Annotated in this window: 24 protein-coding genes and 1 pseudogene; 10 read left to right on the top strand and 15 right to left on the bottom strand. The window is 61.9% G+C overall.

What is annotated here, in order from left to right; genetic code table 11:
• Nucleotides 1-19 precede the first annotated feature (19 nt).
• Nucleotides 20-172: a DUF3309 family protein gene (locus INT12_RS23220; RefSeq protein ID WP_010208879.1), complete on the top strand. Its 153-nt coding sequence runs from the start codon at nt 20-22 to the stop codon at nt 170-172.
• A 54-nt stretch (nt 173-226) separates the two neighbouring features.
• On the opposite strand, the gene INT12_RS23225 is transcribed toward INT12_RS23220, so the two are convergent.
• The 5 genes from INT12_RS23225 to INT12_RS23245 all read right to left on the bottom strand — a co-directional run bounded on the left by INT12_RS23225 (nt 227) and on the right by INT12_RS23245 (nt 6,013).
• Nucleotides 227-2,314: an LTA synthase family protein gene (locus INT12_RS23225; RefSeq protein WP_046382577.1), complete on the bottom strand. Its 2,088-nt coding sequence runs from the start codon at nt 2,312-2,314 to the stop codon at nt 227-229.
• Between the two features lie 414 nt (nt 2,315-2,728).
• On the bottom strand, nt 2,729-2,920 hold the full coding sequence (locus INT12_RS23230; protein WP_010567448.1) for a PLDc N-terminal domain-containing protein: 192 nt from the start codon (nt 2,918-2,920) through the stop codon (nt 2,729-2,731).
• Between the two features lie 67 nt (nt 2,921-2,987).
• Nucleotides 2,988-3,518, bottom strand: a complete 531-nt coding sequence (locus INT12_RS23235) for a hypothetical protein (protein ID WP_193041174.1) — start codon at nt 3,516-3,518, stop codon at nt 2,988-2,990.
• Between the two features lie 41 nt (nt 3,519-3,559).
• Nucleotides 3,560-4,075 carry an ankyrin repeat domain-containing protein gene (locus INT12_RS23240; RefSeq protein WP_017845853.1) on the bottom strand — a complete coding sequence of 172 codons (516 nt, stop codon included), beginning with the start codon at nt 4,073-4,075 and terminating at the stop codon, nt 3,560-3,562.
• Between the two features lie 111 nt (nt 4,076-4,186).
• Nucleotides 4,187-6,013 (bottom strand): long-chain-acyl-CoA synthetase, encoded by a 1,827-nt coding sequence (locus INT12_RS23245; protein WP_193041173.1) that lies wholly within the window; start codon nt 6,011-6,013, stop codon nt 4,187-4,189.
• Between the two features lie 395 nt (nt 6,014-6,408).
• Here INT12_RS23245 and INT12_RS23250 point away from each other — a divergent pair, with 395 nt between their 5' ends.
• Nucleotides 6,409-6,687 carry a DUF3509 domain-containing protein gene (locus INT12_RS23250; protein ID WP_016970113.1) on the top strand — a complete coding sequence of 93 codons (279 nt, stop codon included), beginning with the start codon at nt 6,409-6,411 and terminating at the stop codon, nt 6,685-6,687.
• A gap of 55 nt (nt 6,688-6,742) precedes the next feature.
• Here the strand turns inward: INT12_RS23250 and INT12_RS23255 are convergent, their stop codons facing one another.
• From INT12_RS23255 to aroC, 4 genes are all read right to left on the bottom strand, one after another.
• Nucleotides 6,743-7,009, bottom strand: a complete 267-nt coding sequence (locus INT12_RS23255) for a response regulator transcription factor (protein ID WP_017845849.1) — start codon at nt 7,007-7,009, stop codon at nt 6,743-6,745.
• Nucleotides 7,010-7,219: 210 nt separating this feature from the next.
• The gene (locus INT12_RS23260; RefSeq protein ID WP_193040811.1) at nt 7,220-7,750 is read right to left on the bottom strand and encodes an acireductone dioxygenase; all 531 of its coding nucleotides are present in this window, start codon (nt 7,748-7,750) and stop codon (nt 7,220-7,222) included.
• On the bottom strand, nt 7,747-8,910 hold the full coding sequence (locus INT12_RS23265; RefSeq protein ID WP_017845847.1) for an MFS transporter: 1,164 nt from the start codon (nt 8,908-8,910) through the stop codon (nt 7,747-7,749). The genes INT12_RS23260 and INT12_RS23265 overlap by 4 nt, the downstream gene beginning before the upstream one ends.
• Before the next feature lie 52 nt (nt 8,911-8,962).
• The gene (gene aroC / locus INT12_RS23270; protein ID WP_046382572.1) at nt 8,963-10,054 is read right to left on the bottom strand and encodes a chorismate synthase; all 1,092 of its coding nucleotides are present in this window, start codon (nt 10,052-10,054) and stop codon (nt 8,963-8,965) included.
• Between the two features lie 142 nt (nt 10,055-10,196).
• Between aroC and INT12_RS23275 the strand changes: the two genes are divergently transcribed.
• Nucleotides 10,197-11,159, top strand: a complete 963-nt coding sequence (locus tag INT12_RS23275) for an alpha/beta hydrolase (RefSeq protein WP_193040810.1) — start codon at nt 10,197-10,199, stop codon at nt 11,157-11,159.
• A 99-nt stretch (nt 11,160-11,258) separates the two neighbouring features.
• A complete protein-coding gene (locus tag INT12_RS23280) occupies nt 11,259-12,065 on the top strand; it encodes a hypothetical protein (protein ID WP_017845844.1) in 807 nt (268 codons plus the stop codon).
• Between the two features lie 105 nt (nt 12,066-12,170).
• Here the strand turns inward: INT12_RS23280 and prmB are convergent, their stop codons facing one another.
• Nucleotides 12,171-13,079, bottom strand: coding sequence for a 50S ribosomal protein L3 N(5)-glutamine methyltransferase (gene prmB / locus INT12_RS23285; protein WP_017845843.1), 909 nt, complete (start codon nt 13,077-13,079; stop codon nt 12,171-12,173).
• 240 nt (nt 13,080-13,319) lie between these two features.
• Between prmB and INT12_RS23290 the strand changes: the two genes are divergently transcribed.
• The 5 genes from INT12_RS23290 (at nt 13,320) to INT12_RS23310 (ending at nt 16,100) form a co-directional block, all read left to right on the top strand.
• Nucleotides 13,320-13,910, top strand: coding sequence for a cysteine hydrolase family protein (locus INT12_RS23290; RefSeq protein ID WP_026139885.1), 591 nt, complete (start codon nt 13,320-13,322; stop codon nt 13,908-13,910).
• 140 nt (nt 13,911-14,050) lie between these two features.
• Nucleotides 14,051-14,371: a hypothetical protein gene (locus INT12_RS23295; RefSeq protein WP_046382569.1), complete on the top strand. Its 321-nt coding sequence runs from the start codon at nt 14,051-14,053 to the stop codon at nt 14,369-14,371.
• Nucleotides 14,372-14,446: 75 nt separating this feature from the next.
• The gene (locus INT12_RS23300) at nt 14,447-15,004 is read left to right on the top strand and encodes a Smr/MutS family protein (protein WP_017845840.1); all 558 of its coding nucleotides are present in this window, start codon (nt 14,447-14,449) and stop codon (nt 15,002-15,004) included.
• A gap of 78 nt (nt 15,005-15,082) precedes the next feature.
• A complete protein-coding gene (gene folE, locus INT12_RS23305; protein WP_017845839.1) occupies nt 15,083-15,628 on the top strand; it encodes a GTP cyclohydrolase I FolE in 546 nt (181 codons plus the stop codon).
• A gap of 100 nt (nt 15,629-15,728) precedes the next feature.
• On the top strand, nt 15,729-16,100 hold the full coding sequence (locus INT12_RS23310) for a glutathione S-transferase N-terminal domain-containing protein (protein ID WP_017845838.1): 372 nt from the start codon (nt 15,729-15,731) through the stop codon (nt 16,098-16,100).
• Between the two features lie 16 nt (nt 16,101-16,116).
• Here INT12_RS23310 and INT12_RS31430 read toward each other — a convergent pair.
• From INT12_RS31430 to INT12_RS23325, 4 genes and pseudogenes are all read right to left on the bottom strand, one after another.
• Nucleotides 16,117-16,242 (bottom strand): annotated as a pseudogene (locus tag INT12_RS31430) (outer membrane lipoprotein carrier protein LolA); the annotation flags it as partial.
• Nucleotides 16,212-16,529 carry a hypothetical protein gene (locus INT12_RS23315; RefSeq protein WP_046483978.1) on the bottom strand — a complete coding sequence of 106 codons (318 nt, stop codon included), beginning with the start codon at nt 16,527-16,529 and terminating at the stop codon, nt 16,212-16,214. The gene INT12_RS23315 and the pseudogene INT12_RS31430, both read right to left, overlap by 31 nt.
• Entirely contained in the window at nt 16,526-17,851 is a 1,326-nt protein-coding gene (locus INT12_RS23320; RefSeq protein WP_193040809.1) for an acyclic terpene utilization AtuA family protein, read from the bottom strand. Before INT12_RS23320 ends, INT12_RS23315 begins: the two co-directional genes overlap by 4 nt.
• 1 nt (nt 17,852) lies before the next feature.
• A complete protein-coding gene (locus tag INT12_RS23325) occupies nt 17,853-19,145 on the bottom strand; it encodes a CitMHS family transporter (protein WP_193040808.1) in 1,293 nt (430 codons plus the stop codon).
• Nucleotides 19,146-19,256: 111 nt separating this feature from the next.
• Between INT12_RS23325 and INT12_RS23330 the strand changes: the two genes are divergently transcribed.
• Nucleotides 19,257-20,153 carry a LysR family transcriptional regulator gene (locus tag INT12_RS23330; protein ID WP_193040807.1) on the top strand — a complete coding sequence of 299 codons (897 nt, stop codon included), beginning with the start codon at nt 19,257-19,259 and terminating at the stop codon, nt 20,151-20,153.
• 42 nt (nt 20,154-20,195) lie between these two features.
• Here the strand turns inward: INT12_RS23330 and INT12_RS23335 are convergent, their stop codons facing one another.
• Nucleotides 20,196-20,798, bottom strand: coding sequence for a glutathione S-transferase family protein (locus tag INT12_RS23335; RefSeq protein WP_017845833.1), 603 nt, complete (start codon nt 20,796-20,798; stop codon nt 20,196-20,198).
• Between the last annotated feature and the right edge of the window lie 4 nt (nt 20,799-20,802).

The raw sequence follows: 20,802 nt of genomic DNA on the forward strand, positions 1-20,802 counted from the left end.
CCTATAAGGAAATACAATTATGAGCCTCATTTTAATCATCATCCTGATTCTCCTGCTGGTCGGCGGTTTGCCAGTGTTTCCACACTCCCGTAGCTGGGGTTATGGTCCATCGGGTATTCTCGGCGTAGTCCTGGTGGTGCTGCTGGTGCTGTTGTTACTCGGCAAGATATAAACGCCGGACAAAAAAAGAGGCCTTCATGAAGGCCTCTTTTTTATTGCCGGTCAATCAGTCCGGCTTGCCATCGACAACACCGGCGGTGTTATCCAGCAAACTTTTGGTCGCGGTCTGCAGGAACGATTCGAGCTTCTGTTTCAGCCCTGCCTCGTCCGGCGATTCCGCGATCACTTTACCGGTCGGCTCAGCGCCCAGTTCGTATTCCCACAGCTTCGGAGGCATTTCCTTAGGCAATACCAGCACGCGGTCGCCGGTGACCAGCGCCACGGTCTGATCGCTGCCCGAAGGCTTGATCACGCCGAAACCCTTGTCGCCTTCCGGCAGGTTGAGCAGGTCACGCCCCCAGCACTGGTGCAGAGTGTCGCCACCCAGACGGCCCATGATGGTCGGCACGATGTCGATCTGGGTGCCCACGGTGTGGTCACGCACGCCGAACTTCTCTTGCATGCCCGGAGCAATCATCAGCATCGGCACGTTGAAGCGGCCCAGGTCCATCTCGGTGATCTGCTGCTCGTTGCCGAAACCGTGGTCGCCCACGATCACAAACAGGGTTTCCTTGAAGTACGGCTCCTTGCGGGCCTTTTCAAAGAACTGGCCGAGGGCCCAGTCGGAGTAGCGCATCGCCGTCAAATGCTCGTTGAGGCTGCCACGGTCGGTGACTTTCTCCACCGGCAACGGGGTCGGCAAGGCATACGGCGTGTGGTTGGACAGGGTTTGCAGCAGGGCGTAGAACGGCTTGCCGCCTTCACGCGCTTTCAGTTCTTCCAGGCCACGGTTGAACATGTCCTGGTCGGACACGCCCCAGGTCGGGTCGGAGAACACCGGGTCGACAAAGTCGTTGCGGCCGATGAAGTTGGTCATGCCCTGGTTGCTGAAGAAACCCGACTGGTTGTCCCAGGCGAAGTCGCCGTTGTAGACATACACGTCGTCAAACTTGCGCGCACTGAGCAGCTGCGGCAGGCCCGACAGCTTGTGGCTGCCTTCCGGGGTCTGCATCAGGTATTCGAAACCCGGCAGGTTCGGGAAGCATGCCATGGTGGCAAACATACCCTGGTGGGTGTGGGTGCCGTTGGAGAAGAAGCGGTCGAACAGCAGGCCTTCCTTGGACAGTTTGTCGAAGTACGGCGTGATATTGCCCGGACGCCCCAGGGCGCCCACCGAGTGACCGGCGAAGCTCTCCATCAGGATCACCACGACGTTCTTGATCGGCAGGGTTTTCTCGGCCGGTGGCGTGAAATCACGGCGCACGGCGGCGGTGTCGGTATCCACCAGCTTCTCTTGCGGCAACACCAGCATGTCGCGCACGGTCTGGGTGGCCAGTGGTTGTTCCAGGGTAGCCTTCCAGATGTTGGTGCGTTCTTCGGAGAAGCGCGACTTGGCCGCGGCGATCAACGACAACGTGCCATTGAGGCCCAATTGGTTGGCGAAGTTCGAGTCGGTGGTGTAGACGTCACCCCAACGCAGCGGCGGGCCCTGGCGCAGGGTGCCGCGAGCGGCGACCACGGCGACCAGCAGGCACACCACAAACACCGCGATGCGCGAATACCACGGCGCCACCTGGCGGGTGCCGATACTGCCGCCGCTGAACGGGCCGCGTGGGCGCGTCGCCCGGTCGGCGCCCTTGAAGGCCACGCTGAGGATCAGCGTGCCGACGGCCCAGGCGAGCAGGTAGCGCACCACCGGGAAACCGTACCAGAGCATGCTCATCACGGTTTTCGGGTCTTCCTTCACGTACTGGAAGACCAGGCCGTTGAGGCGCTGGTGGAATTCGCGGTAGAAGTCCATCTCCATCAGGCCCAGGAACAGCGCGATGCTGGAGGCAAGGGTCAGCCAGAAACGGAAGAACCCCCGCGCGGCCATGGCCCGCACGCTGAACAGTGACAGCAGCAAGGGGATCGTCAGGTACACCACCAGGCGAATGTCCAGGCGCAGGCCGTTGGCGAATGCTTCCAGGAAGGTCGAGGCCGGTGTGTCGAGGATCATCTCGCGGTTGTAGGCCAGCAGCGCCAGGCGCAGCAAGGAGAACATCACCATCATGACCAGTGCACAAAGCAGCGTGTATGCCAGATGGGATTTGACGGTCGGTTGCAGCAGGCGATTAGAAGCTCGCTGCTGATTCAGGGCGTCCGGGTTAGCCATGTCGTTTCAGGACCCATTGGAGGTTTAAGTTGCGAAAAAGAGTGCAGTGGCGTCCGGCCCTCGCCCAGGCTGGCTGGGGTAGGCGGTAAACGCGATGGCGCAAATGGTGCCCGATCACTGCCGGCAACGCCATTAATTACTGAGCGCGTGCCGCAAACCTGCAACTGGCGGTGCTTGAGATAGAGCCGTTGCAGGGAGATAAAGCCGGCGAATTGTCTTGGATGAGATGTGAAAATTTCGTACAGCGAATATTTCGACACACAATATCAAGGCATTTGCTGAAACCATTGTGGGAGGGGGCTTGCCCCCGATAGCGGTGGTTCAGTCACTGTTGTAACGACTGATACACCGCTATCGGGGGCAAGCCCCCTCCCACATTTTCCGTGCCCGCTTCAGCTTGAGTGAAGCTGGAGCTCAGAACCGCACGTTGCCCCGCGGCCCGGCAATCGCCCAGATGATCAGGCCCAGGACCGGCAGCAGCAGGATCAACAGAATCCACAACACCTTGGCACCGGTGCTCGCGCCGCTTTTGAACACATTGATGATCGCCCAGATATCCAGCGCGAGGATGATCAGCCCGACCAGACCGTTGAAAGTGGAACCCATGGTGTCGCTCCTAAGTGAGGGCATGCCCTTGTAGGATAGCCAGCCCTGGCCGGGGTTCCGTTTTATTTCAGACGTGGACCGCGACCCGCAGGGCTTCCAGGGACGGTTCGCCGTGGATGCCGACTTCGGCGCACAGTTCCAGCACGCGCGGCAGGTCGTTGCCGTACACCAGCACGGCCTGGATCTCGTCATCCAGCGGGTGGCTGAAGTTCAGCAACACATAACCACCGTCTTGCGGGCTGAGCGCACTCATCTGGATCTGGATGCGATTGAGCGCGGTGAGGGCTTCGGTCTTGGCCAGTTGCTTGGGCTTGAGGTTGAACGCCACGCCGGGGCCGAACGAGGCGACGATCTGCGCAAACAAGTCGCCATAGGTGTCGGCCTGGAACAGCACCGTGTCCGGCAGGCTGCCGACCACCACCCACTCGCCCAGCGGAATCGGGAAAGTATCGTCGTAGTTGATGTCCGGGTTCGCCGCCAGAAAGGCCACCGGGTCGGCGTAGGCCTGCGCCGCTTCCTCGGCGATGCGCGCCACCTCGTCGTCGCCCATGACGCCGGCGCTGATTTTACGGATGAGTTCGACGAGGGCGTTTTTCATGAAGGGGTCCTGTGGCGGGCGGGTTTTCGAGGGCGCGTAGCCTACACCAGTTTCTGCAACTGCGCCGCCGTATCCACCGCGCCCATGGTCTGTGCCGCGGCCAATGCCGTGGCGCCCTGGGCGTCGGCAGTCTTGGGGTTGGCGCCCTGGCTGAGCAGGTAGTCGACCATTTCAACGCGGTTGAACATCGCGGCCATCATCAATGCCGTGCGGCCGTCGGAGGACGACGCGTCAACCGGCGCGCCGCCTTCGATCAGCGCCTTGACCACGGGCAAGTTGCCCTTGAACGCCGCGCCGGCGATCGGCAGTTGATGCTTGTCGTTGGCGATCTGTGGGTCGGCCTTGAACTCCAGCAGCACTTTGACCGCGTCGGCGTGGCCGTGATAGGCGGCCAGCATCAGCAAGGTGTCGCCATTGTGGTTACGCAGGTTGGCTGGCAAGCCCTTGGCCAGCAGCGCGGCAAGCAAGGCGGCATCGCCTCTGCGCGCGACGTCGAAGACCTGCTCGGCAAATTCGGCGGCTTCGTCTTCGGTCATTTGTTTGGCATGGTCTGACATGTGGGGGCTCCTTGTCTGGTGCGGCTTCGGGTACTGAAGAGTAGGCGCCCAGTGTCGCGAGGGAGTTCCCCACTGTCATGGTTTTTTTGTCAACAGCCACCATAGGCAGAATCAATAGCGGAACTGTCCGCCCTGGATCTGCGCCAACAATTGCCCGGTGACCGGCACATAGCAATCCGAACCGGGCAGCCAGGCGTAGACCGGGTCGTTGCCGGCCTTGGCCGGGTCGAACGCTTCTTCCTTGAGCCGCACTTTCTGGTATTTGAACGTGCCCGTTGTCTCCATCTTCATCTTGATCCGCAGGAACAGCGGCACCGCATAGTGCGGCAACTGGCCATGAGCGAACTGCAGCAACTCGCGCATATCCAGGGCGGCCAGGGATTCGCTGGGAGTGATGGCGACCATGCCGGCGCGGCCATTGGTGTTTTCGATCTCGACACCGTAGGCCACCACTTCGGCGATCTGCGGGTGTTGCAGCAGGATGTTCTCGACCTCGGTGGTGGAAACGTTTTCGCCTTTCCAGCGATAGGTGTCGCCCAGGCGATCGACAAACTGCGCATGGCCGAAACCGATGCTGCGCAGCAGATCGCCGGTATTGAAGTAGCGGTCGCCCTTTTCGAACACGTCGGTCAGCACCACCTTGCGGTTCTTTTCCGGGTCGGTGTAACCGTCGAACGGCGCCTTTTCGTCAATCCTCGCCAGCAACAGGCCCTCCCCGCCCGTTTGCACCTTGCGCATGAAACCATCGGCGCCACGCAGCGGCTCACCGTTGTCGTGGGCGTAGTCCACCAGCGCCCAGCGCTGCAGGCAGAAGCCGATGGTGTTGTCGAAATTCAACACATTGGTGAAGCCGATATTGCCGTCACTCGCGGCATACAGCTCACAGATATGCTCGACGCCAAAGCGTTGCTTGAACTGCGCCCATACACCGGGCCGCAGGCCATTGCCGACCATCTTGATCACCCGGTGGTCACGGTCCTGGGCGCTGGCCGGCTGGTCGAGCAGGTAACGGCACAGCTCACCGACATAACCCAGGGTGGTCGCGTTGAACTTGCGCACATCGCCCCAGAACTGGCTGGCGCTGAATTTGCGGCGAATCGCGAACCCCGACTCGCCGACGATCGCCGAGCCCCAGCACACGCAAAGGCCGGTGGCGTGGTACAGCGGCAAGGTGCAATACATGACGTCGGCGGGGCCCATGTCGAGGGCGATGCTGGCGAAGCTGACCGCGGTTTTGGTCCAGCGGCCATGTTTCATGATGCCGGCCTTGGGCAAGCCCGTGGTGCCGGAGGTATAGATATAGAAGCACGGGTCGTTGAAAAAGATCTGCCGGGAACTGGCCGGGTTGTCCAGCGCGCACTCGGCGCTGGCCGCCATCAGGTCGACATAGCCGGCAGGCACCGCGCTGCCGGGTTGATCCGCGACAAACCAGGTGCGATCGGCCGCGATCACCACTTGATCGCGCACCGCTGTGTAGGCCTCCACCAACTCCGCCCCCACCACAATCGCCACCGGGTTGACCAGATTCAGGCTGTGTACCAGCGCCGCCTGGGTTTGCGAGGTATTGAGCATGGCGCAGATGCCGCCCAGCTTGGCCACGGCCAGCACGTTGAGCAGCAATTCGGGGCGATTTTCAATAAACAGCGCCACCACATCGCCTTTGCGGATGCCCTGGCTCTGCAGGTGGTGGGCGATGCGGTTCGCACGCTGGTTGGCATCGCGGTAACTGAGCACGCTGTCGCCGTACAACAACGCCGCGCCGTCAGGGTTGCGCAGGGTGGCTTGCTCGAAATGCCAGCCCAGGCCACAGGGCTGCGCGGGGTCGGTGACATTCGCGGCACGCATGCCGCGGACCACCCGTGGCAAGGCGCGGACGATGGCGGGCACCTTACGCAGCAGCATGCTCCAGGTAATCATGTCGTTTTGCGGATGGCGCATGGAGGAACGTCCTTTTTCTTATTCTTCGTCGGGGCCAGAAACTCCGGCATTTTTTGTAGGCAGGAAGCCAAATGCTCAGGGGAAAATACGCCAGCCGTTCTTCGGCTGTACACGCGGGATTTGAAATGTTTTGTATCCCGAAGCCGCAACCGCCCCACAGGGAATTTTGCGACACATCGGCAGTCCCTATCAGTGACGAGGCGCCCGCCCGGCCGGATCGAGTAGCGCAAAATGCAGGATGCATGATGGCCATTCATGCAATTTGCACGAAATCAAAAATCCTGAATTTTTACAAGTTATTGATTTTTAAAGACTTTATATAAAAACGTGAGATGGCACAATCACTGCACCTATCACTCCATGCTTGCCAACTTGAGCCAACGGAGCTGATAGACATGAGCCTGATCCAAGATAAATTCGCATCAGTATTCTCCCAATACGACGTCACCACTCAGCCACGCCCGGACGGCGGTATCCTGCTGACCCTGCGCAACAGCGAAGGCAAGCAGGTCAAGCGCTCGATCTCCTACCAGCAACTGCACACAGCCGATCAGCTCACCTGGGTGATCAGCGCCATTCGCCGCGACCTGGCCGAACAAGCCAGCGAACTGCCGCAGATTTCCATGCTGCAGAGCCAGAACCGCTTTGCCCTGCCGACTTACCATTCGGCCTAAGACACACAAAAAAGGGCCGCGACGCCATCCAGCGTCGCGGCCCTTTTTCATGGGTTCAGGAAAGGCCCAATCGAGCGGCTTCATTCATCGCTTGTACACGATTGCTGACTTGCAACTTGCCATAGATGTTACGCAGGTGGAATTTCACCGCGGCTTGGGACGTTTCACGAATCCGGCTGATTTCCCAGATGGTCTTGCCTTCGGAGGCCCAGCGCAAGATCTCCAATTCGGTCGGAGTCAGGGGCTTGCCGGACAAGGCCAAGCGTTTTCTGACATCGGTGGGCACGCTCAACGGCGCACCTGACGCCTCTGGATCACTCATCGCTTTCTCTCCTTATTGTTGGCTGATGCTTATCGCCTTTCGGATTCCTCCTATTGACAGGCGATACAAACATTAAGACCGGAGAGAGTTACATAATGGAGCGCGTCAAAGCGTAAGGCCGGCGATAAACAGCCAGGCCTTACAGATAAATAAGCTTCTTCCCACAACAACTTCCAACTCGTCGGGGTTGAAGATTCAAGTCGATTAAGCCTAATCATCCAACCCAGGGAAACCAGCGGCGATATCGTCCCCGCTGAATTCAGGCACCCCGCCGCCTGCCGCATGGGACAGGCGCAGCGTCACAAAATGTGGGTGCTCGCCCATATCAAACCAATGGGGCATGCCGGCCGGGATCAGCAGCAGGTCATTTTTCTCACAGCGCACGCCGTACACATAGTCACCAATGTGCAAGGCAAACAGGCCTTGGCCGGCGATGAAAAAGCGCGCTTCATCTTCGCTGTAACGCCGCTCGGCAAGGAACTGATCGCGCAATGCCGCCTTCTGCGCAGGGTCGCCGGGAGCATGCAGCACCTCGACGCAGGCGTAGCCGAGGGCGTCGATCCGTGGCTGATACGCCGCGATCATGGTGGCGTCGTCCGCGCCTTTTTCAATAACGGCGGGCTGCCAGCGCTCGAATCGCACGCCATGCTCGGCCAGGGTCGACGTGATATCGTCGAAGTGGGTCAGGACTTTGTTCGGTGTATCCGGTGTGGCGACGTGGTAAACGGCTACATAACTCATAGGACGGTTCCTTGGTTCTGCTCGTGCAATCGAAAACCGATGATAAGGGCGGCGGCCAGGGCCGCGACGCTGGCGATACTGAAGGTCAGGGCCGGCCCCAACAGGTTCCAGCTGTAACCGGCGTACAGCGCGCCAAGCGCGCCGCCGGTGCCGGCCAAGGCCGCGTATAACGCCTGGCCCTGACCTTGCTGGCGGGCGCCGAAGCTGCGCTGCACAAAGGCAATCGCCGCCGCATGAAAACTGCCGAAGGTAGCCGCGTGCATCACCTGCGCCAGCAGCAGCACCCAGAAAAATTCCGCGAACGCGCCCAGCAACAACCAGCGCAGCGCCGCCAACAGGAAGCTCGCCAGCAGCACCCGGCGCACCGAGAAACGCGTGAGGATGCGGCTCATGCCCAGGAACATCAACACTTCCGCCACCACCCCGAGGGCCCACAGCATGCCGATCACGCCACGGCTGTAGCCCAAGTGTTCCAGGTGCAGGGTGAGAAAGGTGTAATACGGGCCATGGCTCATTTGCATCAACGCCACGCAGGCGTAAAACGCCAGGACACCGGGGCTGCGCAACTGCTTGAGGAAGCCCTCGCCGGCCAGGCGGGGGCCGTGGTTCGCCGGCTGCGCATTCGGCACCCACAGGCTGGCACCGATGATCCCGGCCATGATCACCACGACCACCACCGGGTAGATATCCAGGCTCAGCCAGTCGAACAGGCGGCCCATGATCACCACCGTGAGGATGAAGCCGATGGAACCCCACAGGCGGATCTGGCTATAGCGCGAGGTCTGCTTATGCAGATGGGCCAGGGTGATCACTTCAAACTGCGGCAGCACCGCATGCCAGAAAAACGCATGCAGGGCCATGACCAGGGCCAGCCAGGCATAGGTCTTGCTGACGAAAATCAACGCAAAACTCACCAGCGTACACAGTGCGCCCACACGCACGATGGCCAGGCGCCGGCCGGTATAGTCGCCCAGCCAGCCCCACAGATTGGGAGCCACGCAGCGCATCAGCATGGGGATGGCCACCAGCTCGCCGATACGCGCGCTGGAGAACCCCAGGTGATCGAAGTACAGCGCCAGGAACGGCGCCGTGGCCCCCAGCAGGGCGAAGTAGAAGAGGTAGAAGCTGGAGAGTCGCCAGTACGGAAGTGCTGGAGTCATGCAAGAGGCCGCTTTGCGGCAAGGCGCGAGCAAGCTCGCGCGCCACACACCGTCACAACTGGCCCAGTACCGGAGTACTCACGCGCACATCGGCGTTTTGCCCACGGTTGCGCAGCAGGTGGTCCATCAACACGATCGCCATCATCGCTTCGGCGATCGGCGTGGCGCGGATGCCGACGCACGGGTCGTGGCGGCCCTTGGTGATCACGTCCACCGGGTTGCCGTGTACATCGATCGAACGGCCCGGGGTGGTGATGCTCGACGTGGCCTTGAGCGCCAGGTGCGCAACGATCGGCTGGCCGGAGGAAATACCGCCGAGGATGCCGCCTGCATTGTTGCTGAGGAAACCCTGCGGGGTCAGTTCGTCGCGGTGCTCGGTGCCGCGCTGGGACACGCAGGCGAACCCGGCGCCGATTTCCACGCCTTTAACGGCGTTGATGCTCATCAGCGCGTGGGCCAGCTCAGCGTCCAGACGGTCGAAGATCGGCTCGCCGAGACCCGGTTTCACGCCCTCGGCGACCACGGTGATTTTCGCCCCGACCGAATCCTGGTCGCGGCGCAACTGGTCCATATAGGCTTCCAGCTCCGGCACTTTGTCCGGGTCCGGGCTGAAAAAGGCGTTGTCGTCGACGCTGTCCCAGGTCTTGAACGGGATTTCGATCGGGCCCAGCTGGCTCATGTAGCCACGGACGACAATACCCTGGGTCGCCAGGTATTTCTTGGCGATGGCACCGGCAGCCACGCGCATCGCGGTTTCGCGGGCCGAGCTGCGGCCGCCGCCACGGTAGTCGCGCTCGCCGTATTTGTGGTGGTAGGTGTAGTCGGCGTGGGCCGGGCGGAACAGGTCCTTGATCGCCGAGTAGTCCTTGGACTTCTGGTCGGTGTTGCGGATCAACAGGCCGATGGCGCAGCCGGTGGTGCGGCCTTCGAACACACCGGAGAGGATCTCGACTTCATCGGGTTCCTGGCGCTGGGTGGTGTGGCGGCTGGTGCCGGGCTTGCGGCGGTCGAGGTCACGCTGCAGGTCTTCCAGGGACAGCTCGAGGCCGGGCGGGCAGCCGTCGACAATGGCGACCAACGCCGGGCCATGGCTTTCGCCCGCGGTGGTGACAGTGAACAGCTTGCCGAAGGTATTGCCGGACATGCAGGGCGCTCCGTGAAATCAGTTGTAATCACTCAGCGGTGATAACCAAGCGCACCAGTATACGCGGGCCAACCGACTAGTTCATCCTCGAAACCTTACCGGTAGACGTTGGTCGAACCGGCACCTCCTGAATAATGGCCCGATGATGCTTCGAGTTTTGTTGTTTACCCTCACCCTGTTCACTGCCGTAGCCCATGCCGCGTCCTCCGTGGTATTGCAACGGCCCATCAGCCTCGACACCGGCAGCGGCGAGCTGTTCGGCTCGCTGCTGCTGCCGCAGTCCGACAAACCGGTGCCGGTGGTGCTGATCATTGCCGGCTCCGGTCCGACCGACCGCAACGGCAACAGTGCCGACGGCGCGCGCAACGACAGTCTCAAGCGCCTGGCGTGGGTCCTGGCCCGGCATAACATCGCCAGCGTGCGCTACGACAAGCGCGGCGTGGCGGCCAGCCTGGCCGCCACGCCCGACGAACGCGACCTGACCCTCGACGCCTACGTGGCCGACGCCGTGGCCTGGGGCAAGCTGCTCAAAGCCGACAAGCGCATGGGCCCGCTGATCATCCTGGGCCACAGCGAAGGCGCGCTGGTGGCCGCCCTGGCGGCACCGCAACTCGACCCGGCCGGGGTGATTTCCCTGTCGGGCAGCGCCCGCCCGGTCGACCAGGTGATCCGCCAGCAACTGGCCGGTCACCTGCCCCCGGCCCTGCAGTTGCGCAGCAATGAAATCCTCGATCACCTCAAGGCCGGCCAAGTGGATACCGATGTGCCTGGCCCGCTTGAAGGGATTTTCCGACCCAGTGTGCAACCGTATCTGATCAGCCTGTTTCGCGCCGACCCCTCGGCCGCCTTTGCCAGACTGCACATGCCCGCGCTGATCATCCAGGGCACCAACGATATCCAGGTGGGTGTGGGCGATGCGCGGCAATTGAAGAACGCCAAGCCCGATGCCGAGCTGACGGTGATCGAAGGCATGAACCATGTGATGCGTATCGTGCCCAAGGAGGTGAAGCAACAGTTGGCGTCCTACAACGACCCGCGATTGCCCCTCGCCGCCGAGCTGGAAACCTGCCTGGTTGGCTTTATCGACGGACTTCAGCCCCGTTAACCGACTAATTGCCTCCAGTACTGGGAAAAACGGCCGATAAGCCGAAAGTCGACAGCAAAAAGCCTGTCGACTGGCTGGGCTAGGACAGGATCGCGCCGCATGACTAACACCGAAGCAACACCAGAACCTACCGCCGACACCCCGGCGGAACACACCGAGGTCGTCGACGCGGCGCCCCTGCCGTGGGCGGACGTACAGGCCGAACATTTCAAAATGCTGCGCCTGGCGCCCCTGCCCACCGACCGCTCCACCGGGGTACGCCCCTTGCGGTTTGTGCAATTTGGCTATGTCGAACGCCACGACCACCATCACAGCCTATTGCGCATGGTCATCCAGTTGCCGGGCCAACGGGTGCGCCGCGAGCAGAATCACCTGGATATCTGGGTCGATCACGCTAAACACCGTGTGCATTTCGGCCCGGGCAACAGCCTGGAAATCGAACCGGCCAACCGTGGCATCGGCCGTTTCCTGGTGGCCCAGGGCGCCGCGTGGGCGAAGAAGAAGTGGTCGCACTACCGCGTCGACGGGGTGGACCTGGCCAACAAGGACGCCCTCAACGAAGCCACACGCCTGCGCCGCGATCACTTCCTGCGTATCCAGGGTTTTGATGTGGCCTACGCCGACGTGCAGCATCTGAAGGGCAACGTGCAGCCCGGCAAGGTCAGCGACGTGCTCGATAGCTGGAACACCGAGAAAGTGCAGTTCGTGGAAATCCTCGAAGCCGCGCAAATGCTGCAACAGGCCGAGCAGAACCTGACGGAGCAGGAAGTGAAGCTGCGCAAGGAAGAAGAAAAGGTCACCAAGTTCAAGCGTGAGGACAGCGGGCTACGCTTCACCATCACCTGTCTGGTGGCGTTTACCGTGTTTCAGGCGGGGTTGTTGATCTGGATTGCCACCCATCGGTGATGTGGGAGCGGGCTTGCTCCCGATAGCGGTGCATCAGTCAATGCATTCAGTGACTGACACGCCCTCATCGGGAGCAAGCCCCCTCCCACACGTCAGAGCGGTCGATTAAACCCGGGCGGCGAATACCGCCTGATGGTTGCGGCACTGCTCGGCCGTGAGCATGAACACACCGTGCCCGCCGCGCTGGAACTCCAGCCAGGCGAAGTCGACTTCCGGGTACAGCGCCTCGACATGCACTTGGCTGTTACCCACTTCGACGATCAACAAGCCCTTCTCGGTCAGGTGGTCCGCCGCTTCGGCGAGCATCCGCCGGACCAGGTTCAAGCCATCGTCGCCGCAGGCCAGGCCCAGTTCCGGTTCGTGCTGGTACTCGTCCGGCATGTCGGCGAAGTCTTCGGCGTCCACATACGGCGGGTTCGACACGATCAAGTCGAAGCGCTGGCCCGGCAGCCCGTCAAAACCGTCGCCCTGTACGGTATACACACGCTCGTCGACGCCATGGCGCTCGATGTTCTGATTGGCCACTTCCAACGCTTCGAACGACACGTCACCCAACACCACTTCGGCGTCCTGGAACTCGTAGGCACAGGCGATGCCGATGCAACCGGAGCCGGTACACAGGTCGAGAATGCGTGCCGGCGGCTGGGCCAGCCAGGGTTCGAAGCGGTTTTCGATGAGTTCGCTGATCGGTGAACGCGGGATCAGCACGCGCTCGTCGACGATAAACGACATGCCACAGAACCAGGCTTCGCCAATCAAGTAGGCTGTCGGCACCCGCTCATGAATGCGACGGTGCAGCAGCCGTTGCAAGTGGGAAACTTCCTCTTCTTCCAGGTTGCAATCCAGGTAGCTGTCGGCAATTTCCCAGGGCAGATGCAAGGCGCCGAGCACCAATTGCCGGGCGTCGTCCCAGGCGTTGTCGGTACCGTGCCCGAAAAACAGCTCTTCCCCATGGAAACGGCTGACAGCCCAACGGATATGGTCGCGCAAGGTGCGCAGGCGGGAAGTGATCACGGGGGCAGACTCCTGGAAAAAACGACTGGCGATTCTAACAGCCTTCGTCTGTAGCGACGACGTGCGAAAAGCCTCAACCGTATGTCGGATTTCATCCAATTTGCCATCATTGCGTCAAACAACCGCACCGCTTGACACGGCTGCACGCCAGCAACGGCGTAGCTTACGATGGAAGCGATTCACAGAACCGCTCAGCCAGTGGACAATGGCGCAAAAGCCCCCCTCACAGGAGCCCCCAGAATGTCCGTTCCAAAGACGATGTTTCAAATCAGCGGTCGAGGTTATGCAGCGGCCAATCTCAGCCATGCGACCCTCGTGATCATCGACGCCCAGAAGGAGTACCTCAGCGGTCCACTCGCCCTCGCGGGCATGGATGCGGCGGTGGGCAATATCAAGCAACTGGTCGCTGCGGCGCGCAACGCCGGTCGCCCGATCGTGCATGTGCGCCACCTGGGCACCGTCGGCGGCCTGTTTGACCCACAAGGCGAGCGCGGCGAATTCATTCCCGGCCTGGAGCCAATGGGCAACGAAACCATCATCGGTAAACTGCTGCCCAGCGCGTTCCACGGCACCGGCCTGGAAAAACACCTGCAGGACCTCGGCTCCCTGGACCTGATCGTCTGCGGCTTCATGAGCCACTCCAGCGTCAGCACCACCGTGCGCGCCGCCAAGAACCTGGGCTTTCGCTGCACCCTGGTGGAAGACGCCTGCGCCACCCGCGACCTGCCTTACAAGGGCGGTGTCCTGAGTGCCGAGCATGTGCAACAAACCGAAATGGCCATCATGGCCGACAACTTCGCCACCCTCGCCCTGACCAAAGACCTGATCTGATTGCCCCGAAATGAGCGGTGCGGCCGATTCGAGGCCCCGCTCATCTGCAAATGCCTGTCATTTGCTGCAATTACCTCTGGCGCCGGAACAACCTGTGTATCTTCCGGTCGAAGGGCCGATACCCTGGAGGAAAGGTCGGAATGAAGATATCCGATGGTTTTGATGCTCGTCGCTTGCGCCCCAAGGGCCCGAGCAACTGGCGTCTGCGCCTGGTAGCCGGCATTGCCGCGCTGCTGGCGATCATAGGTGTGCTGCTGGCGGTCGCCGGTGGCGCGGGCTTGTCGGGGCATTCCCCGGCGCTGGGCGAACTGAATGCCAGCCCCGGTGGCTCGGCAATGCTGTTGGTGGGCGGCCTGCTGGTGCTGTGGTTCGGCGTGTGGTTATGGCGCCGCAGCCGGCGACGGATGCGCCAGCCGTTGTCGCTGAACATCGCCTCGCACCTGATGAAAAAGCACGACTGATGGCGCTTGGATAGCGTTTCCTGCGCCCCGGCCGCCGCGATTTAGGTAAACTGCCCGCCCCTCGCGGAGGCTGACATGCAAGACGACGATTTTTCCCTGTTCAAAAACGAGCTGCGCGGCGTCAAGCCGATCAAGCACGACCGCGCCGACACCGGCAAACCCAAGAGTGACCGAGCGCAGATCGCCAAGCTGCGCCAGGCCGCGACTGTACGCACTGACGCCACCACCGTGGACGGTCTGTCGGACCAGTTCGTGATTGACGTCGGCCCCGAAGACGAGCTGATGTGGGCCCGCGACGGCGTGCAGGAAAGCCAGATACGCAAGCTCAAGACCGGCCAGATCCCCTTCGAAGGCAGCCTCGACCTGCACGGCATGAGCGTGGAAAAAGCCCGGGAAACCCTCTGGGCCTTCCTCGCCGAAGCCACCCGGTTCGAAATCCGCTGCGTGCGCGTCACCCACGGCAAGGCCGTGCGCCTGGATGGCAAGCGGCCGATGATCAAGAGCCACGTCAACACCTGGCTGCGCCAGCATGCCCAAGTACTCGGCTTTACCTCCTGCCAGCCCCGCCACGGTGGCGCCGGCGCGGTGTATGTGATGCTCAAGCGCACCATGCTGGAAGGGCGCGACGAGTAACCCGTGCCATCGTCAGGCTTGCAGCGATGGGTCGGCCACCGTACCCTTGCGCTTTGCGAAAATCCCACAGGTAGTTTCATGTCCCTGGAACAGAATTACACCGCGATCCTCGGCCAACTCGGCGAGGACGTTACCCGCGAGGGCCTGCTCGACACGCCAAAGCGTGCCGCCAAGGCGATGCAGTACCTTTGCCGCGGCTATGAACAGACACTGGAAGAAGTCACCAACGGTGCCTTGTTCAGCTCCGACAACAGCGAAATGGTGCTGGTCAAGGACATCGAGTTGTACTCGTTGTGCGAACACCACCTGCTGCCGTTTATCGGCAAGGCCCACGTCGCGTATATCCCGAGCGGCAAAGTGCTGGGCCTGTCGAAGGTCGCGCGGATTGTCGACATGTATGCGCGCCGCCTGCAGATCCAGGAAAACCTCAGCCGCCAGATCGCCGATGCCGTGATGCAAGTGACCGGCGCCCTGGGCGTGGCCGTGGTGATCGAAGCCAAGCACATGTGCATGATGATGCGCGGTGTGGAGAAACAGAATTCGTCGATGATCACCTCGGTGATGCTGGGTGAGTTCCGCGAAAACGCGGCGACCCGCAGCGAATTCCTCAGCCTGATCAAATAACCGGTCGGGTAGGAAAAAGCCGGCGTTCATTGCCGGTTTTTTTTCGCCCCCACAAATCAAGTAAGATGCGGCCCTCTGTTCTGGGCAAGAGGTTTCAGCCATGTTCGTCAAAGCACTTCGAGTGGGCCTCGGCCACGTCATCATCGCGGGCGACTACATTACCCGTCCACGCAAAAAGCAGCGCCCCGCCGAGCAGCAAGCGCAGGTCAACGCGGCCGCCAAGGAGCTGACCCTGTATCAGTTCCACGCCTGCCCGTTCTGCGTGAAGACCCGTCGCACCCTGCATCGCCTGAATGTGCCGGTAGCGTTGAAGGACGCGAAGAACAACGAACAGGATCGCCAGACCCTGCTGGAGCAAGGCGGCAAGATCAAAGTGCCGTGCCTGCGCATCGAAGAGAATGGCCAGACCACCTGGATGTATGACTCCAAGGTGATCATCGATTACCTGGACAAGCGCTTCGCCGCCGCCTGACAAACGCCCTCTCCTCTGTAGGAGCGAGCTTGCTCGCGAAAAACCTGAGGACGCCGCTGGGTGTCAGGTTCCCCTCGTTATCGTTGACGATTTTCGCGAGCTGGCTCACTCCTACAGAGCGGGGATTTCCATGTCCAGTAATGCGGAGCCCAGGCACTTGCCATGGGCGTCCAGCGCCAGCGAACGGGTCACGCCGCCGCGCAAGATCCCCGGCAACACGAAGTTCAGCGCCTGCACGTTGGGCAATTCATAGCGTCGCACCGGCGCCGCCCCCGGTTCCAACAGCCCGGCGAAGAACGCCGCCACGCGCGCGGCCGTGAGCTGTTCGCAGAGCAGCGGATAATCCTCAGGGCGATAGGCAATGATCGAAATGTTCGAGGTGTCGCCCTTATCCCCGGTGCGGGAATGGGCCAGGGTATGCAGCTTCATGCTTCGATCCTCGGGTTGACGGCGTCACGCGGCAACAACAACGAGGCCACCGCCACCACCTGGCGCACGCTCTTGCTGGCACCGCCGCCGCCGGACGGGCCGTTGGTGTAGAGGGTTTCCACTTCATTGCCGACCCGCACCGCTTCGCTGCGTTCCTCACAACGCGCAGCGACGCGCAGGCGCACTTCCCACGGCTCGACGCGGCTGCGCGGGCCGTGCAGCGAGTCCATGCCGATCAACTCGGCGCGCACGTCCTGCATCTTCACCCCCATCAGTTCCAGGCGCTTGAGCACCACCTCCCGCGCCAGTTGGGCGCGTGCGACGGCTCCCGGCCCGCCGTAGGACATCTGCCCCTCGCCGATCCAACCGTCCAGGTAACCCACGCTGACTTTCAACCGTTCCGGCCGCGCCCGTCCCGCAGCACCCTGGGCGCGTACCCGGTCGACGCTTTCCTCGACAAAGCTCACCTGGGAAAAGTCGGCCGTCACGTCCGGCGTCAGATAGGCCGCCGGGTCGTGTACTTCGTAGATCAATTGTTCAGTACACGTAGCACGGCTGACGCGCCCGCCCGACCCGCTCACTTTGGTGATCACGGCGTTGCCCTCGGCATCGATCTCGGCCAGGGGGAAGCCCAGGCGCGCCAGGTCGTCTACGTCCTTGAACCCGGGATCGGCGAAATAGCCGCCGCTGACCTGCCCCGCGCATTCGAGCAAATGCCCGACCAGCGTGCCACGCCCCAGGCGCAACCAATCGTCAGCCGCCCAGCCGAACGCAAACATCTGCGGCGCCAGAAATAGCGACGGGTCGGCCACGCGCCCGGTGATCACTACATCAGCCTCGGCGCGCAACGCCTGCAGAATGCCGTCGACGCCCAGGTAGGCGTTCGCGGAAATCAGCCGCGCACCCAGCGAGCCAAGGGTCTGGCCGTTATCCAACACCTGCTCGGGGCGCAACACGTCGAGCACATCATCGCCCACCACCGCCACGACTTTGAGCCTCAGGCCCAGCTCATTGGCAATGCGCCGCACTTCAACGGCCGCCGACACCGGGTTGGCCGCGCCCATATTGGTGATCACGCGCAAGCGCCGGCGACCTGCCTGCTCACCGACAAAGGGCAGCACCCGGCGCATGCGCTCACTCAGCAACGGGTCATACCCGCCCTGCGGATCGCTGATGCGTGCCTGTTGCGCCAAGGCGATGGTGCGTTCGGCCAGGCATTCGAAGACCAGGTAATCGAGGTCGCCCTGTTCGGCCAGTTCCACGGCAGGTTCGATGCGGTCGCCGGAATAGCCGGCGCCGGAACCGATGCGCAAGGTTTTCATCTCAAAATACTCCCAGGAGCAACGCGGTCAGGGTCATCAACACCGACGCGGCGAACAGAAACGGAATCGTGAAGCGCTGGTGATCGGCCAGCTCGATCTTGCACAGCCCCACCAACAGGAAGGTCGCGGGGGTCAGCGGGCTGACCGGGAAACCGGTGGTGTGTACACCCAGCAACGACGCCTGGGCCACTTGCAGCGGGTCGACGCCCAGGGCCTTGCCGACTTCGGCGATCACCGGCATCACGCCGAAATAGTAGGAATCAGGGTCGAACAACATGCTCAGCGGCATGGAAATAAAGCCCACCACTGCCGGGATCAACTTGCCGTGGCCGGCCGGAATCTGCGCCACCGCCACTTCGGCAATCGCCTTGAGCATGCCGGTGCCTTGCATGATGCCGGTGAACACGCCGGCGGCGAGCAGGATACTGGCCATGGTCAGGGCGGTCTTGGCATGGGCGTCGATGCGTGCGCGCTGGGCGTCGACATTCGGGTAGTTGATGCACAGCGCGACCACGGTGCCGAGCATGAACATCACCACCGGGTCGACCCAGCCGGCGATCATCACCACCATCACCAGCACGGTGAGAATCAGGTTGACCCAGAACAGCCGTGGGCGTCGCAGCTTGATGTCGTCGTCGCTGAGCACCCGTTGCGGCACGGCATCCACCGTCGAACCGGCGCCCAGGCCAAGGCGTTTTTCTTCACGATGGCCGAGCCACCAGGCGCAGGCGAAGACAAAGATCAGGCCGACGATCTGCACCGGGATCAGCGGCTGGAACAGATCCGCCACCGGCACATGCAACGCCGCCGACGAGCGCAGCACCGGGCCGGTCCACGGCAGGAAGTTGACCCCGGCAGCCATCGCGCAGACGCAGGCGAGGATGCGTTTGTCGATGCCCAGCCGCGTATACAGCGGCAGCATCGCCGGCACCGTCACCAGAAACGTCACCGCGCCGGAACCGTCCAGGTGGACCAGCAAGGCGAGGGTCGCGGTGCCAACGACAATTCGTGTAGGACGCGTCCCTACCGTGCGCAGGATGCGATCAATGATCGGGTCAAGCATGCCGGCATCGGTCATGATCCCGAAAAACAGAATCGCGAACACAAACATGCCCACCACCGGGGCAACGTTCTTGATCCCGGTAATGATGAAGGCACTGGTTTGCAGGCCGAACCCGCCGAGCAGCGCAGCGATGATCGGCAAGGCGATCAGCGCCACCAGGGGCGAGAGGCGTTTGCTCATGACGGCAGCGAGCAAGCAAAGGATGGTAATGACACCCAGGGTAGCGAGCATGGGTTACTCCAGAGCGGCCTTGGTGGCCGGTTATTGTTTTCCCTGAAGTATTGGAAACGCGTTAGTCTTTGTAAATTGGAATATTCACCAGCTAGTGTTCGGAAAAACAAAATGAAGAACTCTATCCAACACATCCAAGCCTTCCTCGCTGTCGCGCGCACCGGCAGCTTTACCAAGGCGGCCAACGAACTGCACCTGTCGCCGTCCGCGCTCACCGTGCAGGTTCAGCAACTCGAGGACTGGCTCGGCGTCGCCCTGCTCGACCGCAGCCCGCGGCATGTCAGCATCACGGCCGCCGGCCAGGAAGCGCACGGGCCGATGGAAAAGCTGCTGCTGGACCTGGACAACATCGTCACCGGCTCCCGCGACCTCGCGGCGTTACGTCGTGGCGTGGTGACCATCGCCGCCCTGCCCTCGGTGTGCGCCGGCGCCCTGCCGCCCGCGCTGCGCCTGTTTCGCGAACGCTTCGGCGGGATCGAAGTGCGCCTGCATGACCTGGTGGCCCATCGCATCCATGCCCAGGTGCGCTCGGGCGAGGTGGACTTCGGCATCGGCGTGCGCGCACGGCTGAACCACGGGCTGGCGTTCGTGCCGGTATTGAATGATCGGCTGTGCGCGTTCGTACCGCTGGATCATCCCCTCGCCCGCTATCCGGCGCTGACCCTGAAGCAACTGGCGGATCAGCCGATCATCCTGACCGGGCGCGACAGCAGTGTGCGCGAACACGTCGAGGCGTTATTTGACGAGACACGCCTGACAATGAACGCGGGCATGGAGGCCAACTACATGTCGACGGTGTTGGCGCTGGTGCGTCAGGGCTTGGGGATCAGTGTGCTGCCGGAGTCGGCGGCGGACAGCCTGGAGGGGTTGAAGCGCATCAGCATCGATCATCCCGGCGTGAACCGCGAGATCGGGTTGATCAGTCGCAACGCGATGGCGCTGAGCCCGGCGGCGCAGCGCTGTTTCGACTTGCTGCATGAAAAATTATCCGACACACCACTGAGCTAAATGCGGGAGGGGCTTGCCCGCTCCCACAATTGACCGAGTGAGTCAGTCGAGCATCGCCACATGTCTGGGATGGCTGGCCACACGCTTCAGCCATGCCTGCAGCGCCGGGTAAGGCGTCAAGTCAAAACCGCCCTCATGCGCCACGTGGGTGTAGGCATACAGCGCAATATCCGCAATCGAATACTGCTCGCCCACCAGGTACGGCGTGCTTTGCAGTTGGCGCTCCATGACCTTCAACGCCTTGTAACCGCCCTTGTGGGTGGTTTTGTATTCGTCGAGGCGATCCTCTGGCATCCCCAAGTACAGTTGGATAAAGCGCGCCACCGCAATGTACGGCTCGTGGCTGTACTGCTCGAAGAACTGCCACTGCAACACTTGGGTGCGCAAGCGCGGTTCGGTCGGCAGAAACTCGCTGCCATCGGCGAGGAAGTTGAGGATCGCATTGGATTCCCACAGGCAGGTGCCGTCTTCGAGCTCCAGCACCGGGATCTTGCCGTTGGGGTTCTTGGCCAGGAATTCGGCGGTCTGGGTGTCGCCCTTGAGGATGTCGACATCCACCCATTGATACGGGATGCCCAACAGGTTGAGCATCAATTTGACCTTGTAGCAGTTGCCCGACTTGTAATCGCCATAAACCTTGTACATGGGG

Source organism: Pseudomonas sp. K8, assembly GCF_014889455.1.
In the GTDB taxonomy this organism is placed as follows: Bacteria; Pseudomonadota; Gammaproteobacteria; order Pseudomonadales; family Pseudomonadaceae; genus Aquipseudomonas; species Aquipseudomonas veronii.

What these genes read in the sequence shown, in the direction of transcription:
- INT12_RS23310 (WP_017845838.1), top strand. Translation starts at nt 15,729, where the DNA reads ATGTTCGTCAAAGCACTTCGAGTGGGCCTCGGCCACGTCATCATCGCG.
- aroC (WP_046382572.1), bottom strand. Translation starts at nt 10,054, where the DNA reads ATGTCCGGCAATACCTTCGGCAAGCTGTTCACTGTCACCACCGCGGGC.
- INT12_RS23260 (WP_193040811.1), bottom strand. Translation starts at nt 7,750, where the DNA reads ATGAGTTATGTAGCCGTTTACCACGTCGCCACACCGGATACACCGAAC.
- INT12_RS23225 (WP_046382577.1), bottom strand. Translation starts at nt 2,314, where the DNA reads ATGGCTAACCCGGACGCCCTGAATCAGCAGCGAGCTTCTAATCGCCTG.
- INT12_RS23235 (WP_193041174.1), bottom strand. Translation starts at nt 3,518, where the DNA reads ATGAAAAACGCCCTCGTCGAACTCATCCGTAAAATCAGCGCCGGCGTC.
- INT12_RS23335 (WP_017845833.1), bottom strand. Translation starts at nt 20,798, where the DNA reads ATGTACAAGGTTTATGGCGATTACAAGTCGGGCAACTGCTACAAGGTC.
- INT12_RS23240 (WP_017845853.1), bottom strand. Translation starts at nt 4,075, where the DNA reads ATGTCAGACCATGCCAAACAAATGACCGAAGACGAAGCCGCCGAATTT.
- INT12_RS23325 (WP_193040808.1), bottom strand. Translation starts at nt 19,145, where the DNA reads ATGCTCGCTACCCTGGGTGTCATTACCATCCTTTGCTTGCTCGCTGCC.
- INT12_RS23230 (WP_010567448.1), bottom strand. Translation starts at nt 2,920, where the DNA reads ATGGGTTCCACTTTCAACGGTCTGGTCGGGCTGATCATCCTCGCGCTG.
- INT12_RS23245 (WP_193041173.1), bottom strand. Translation starts at nt 6,013, where the DNA reads ATGCGCCATCCGCAAAACGACATGATTACCTGGAGCATGCTGCTGCGT.
- INT12_RS23220 (WP_010208879.1), top strand. Translation starts at nt 20, where the DNA reads ATGAGCCTCATTTTAATCATCATCCTGATTCTCCTGCTGGTCGGCGGT.
- INT12_RS23295 (WP_046382569.1), top strand. Translation starts at nt 14,051, where the DNA reads ATGAAGATATCCGATGGTTTTGATGCTCGTCGCTTGCGCCCCAAGGGC.
- INT12_RS23250 (WP_016970113.1), top strand. Translation starts at nt 6,409, where the DNA reads ATGAGCCTGATCCAAGATAAATTCGCATCAGTATTCTCCCAATACGAC.
- INT12_RS23255 (WP_017845849.1), bottom strand. Translation starts at nt 7,009, where the DNA reads ATGAGTGATCCAGAGGCGTCAGGTGCGCCGTTGAGCGTGCCCACCGAT.
- INT12_RS23265 (WP_017845847.1), bottom strand. Translation starts at nt 8,910, where the DNA reads ATGACTCCAGCACTTCCGTACTGGCGACTCTCCAGCTTCTACCTCTTC.
- INT12_RS23275 (WP_193040810.1), top strand. Translation starts at nt 10,197, where the DNA reads ATGATGCTTCGAGTTTTGTTGTTTACCCTCACCCTGTTCACTGCCGTA.
- INT12_RS23300 (WP_017845840.1), top strand. Translation starts at nt 14,447, where the DNA reads ATGCAAGACGACGATTTTTCCCTGTTCAAAAACGAGCTGCGCGGCGTC.
- INT12_RS23280 (WP_017845844.1), top strand. Translation starts at nt 11,259, where the DNA reads ATGACTAACACCGAAGCAACACCAGAACCTACCGCCGACACCCCGGCG.
- folE (WP_017845839.1), top strand. Translation starts at nt 15,083, where the DNA reads ATGTCCCTGGAACAGAATTACACCGCGATCCTCGGCCAACTCGGCGAG.
- INT12_RS23320 (WP_193040809.1), bottom strand. Translation starts at nt 17,851, where the DNA reads ATGAAAACCTTGCGCATCGGTTCCGGCGCCGGCTATTCCGGCGACCGC.
- INT12_RS23330 (WP_193040807.1), top strand. Translation starts at nt 19,257, where the DNA reads ATGAAGAACTCTATCCAACACATCCAAGCCTTCCTCGCTGTCGCGCGC.
- INT12_RS23290 (WP_026139885.1), top strand. Translation starts at nt 13,320, where the DNA reads ATGTCCGTTCCAAAGACGATGTTTCAAATCAGCGGTCGAGGTTATGCA.
- INT12_RS23315 (WP_046483978.1), bottom strand. Translation starts at nt 16,529, where the DNA reads ATGAAGCTGCATACCCTGGCCCATTCCCGCACCGGGGATAAGGGCGAC.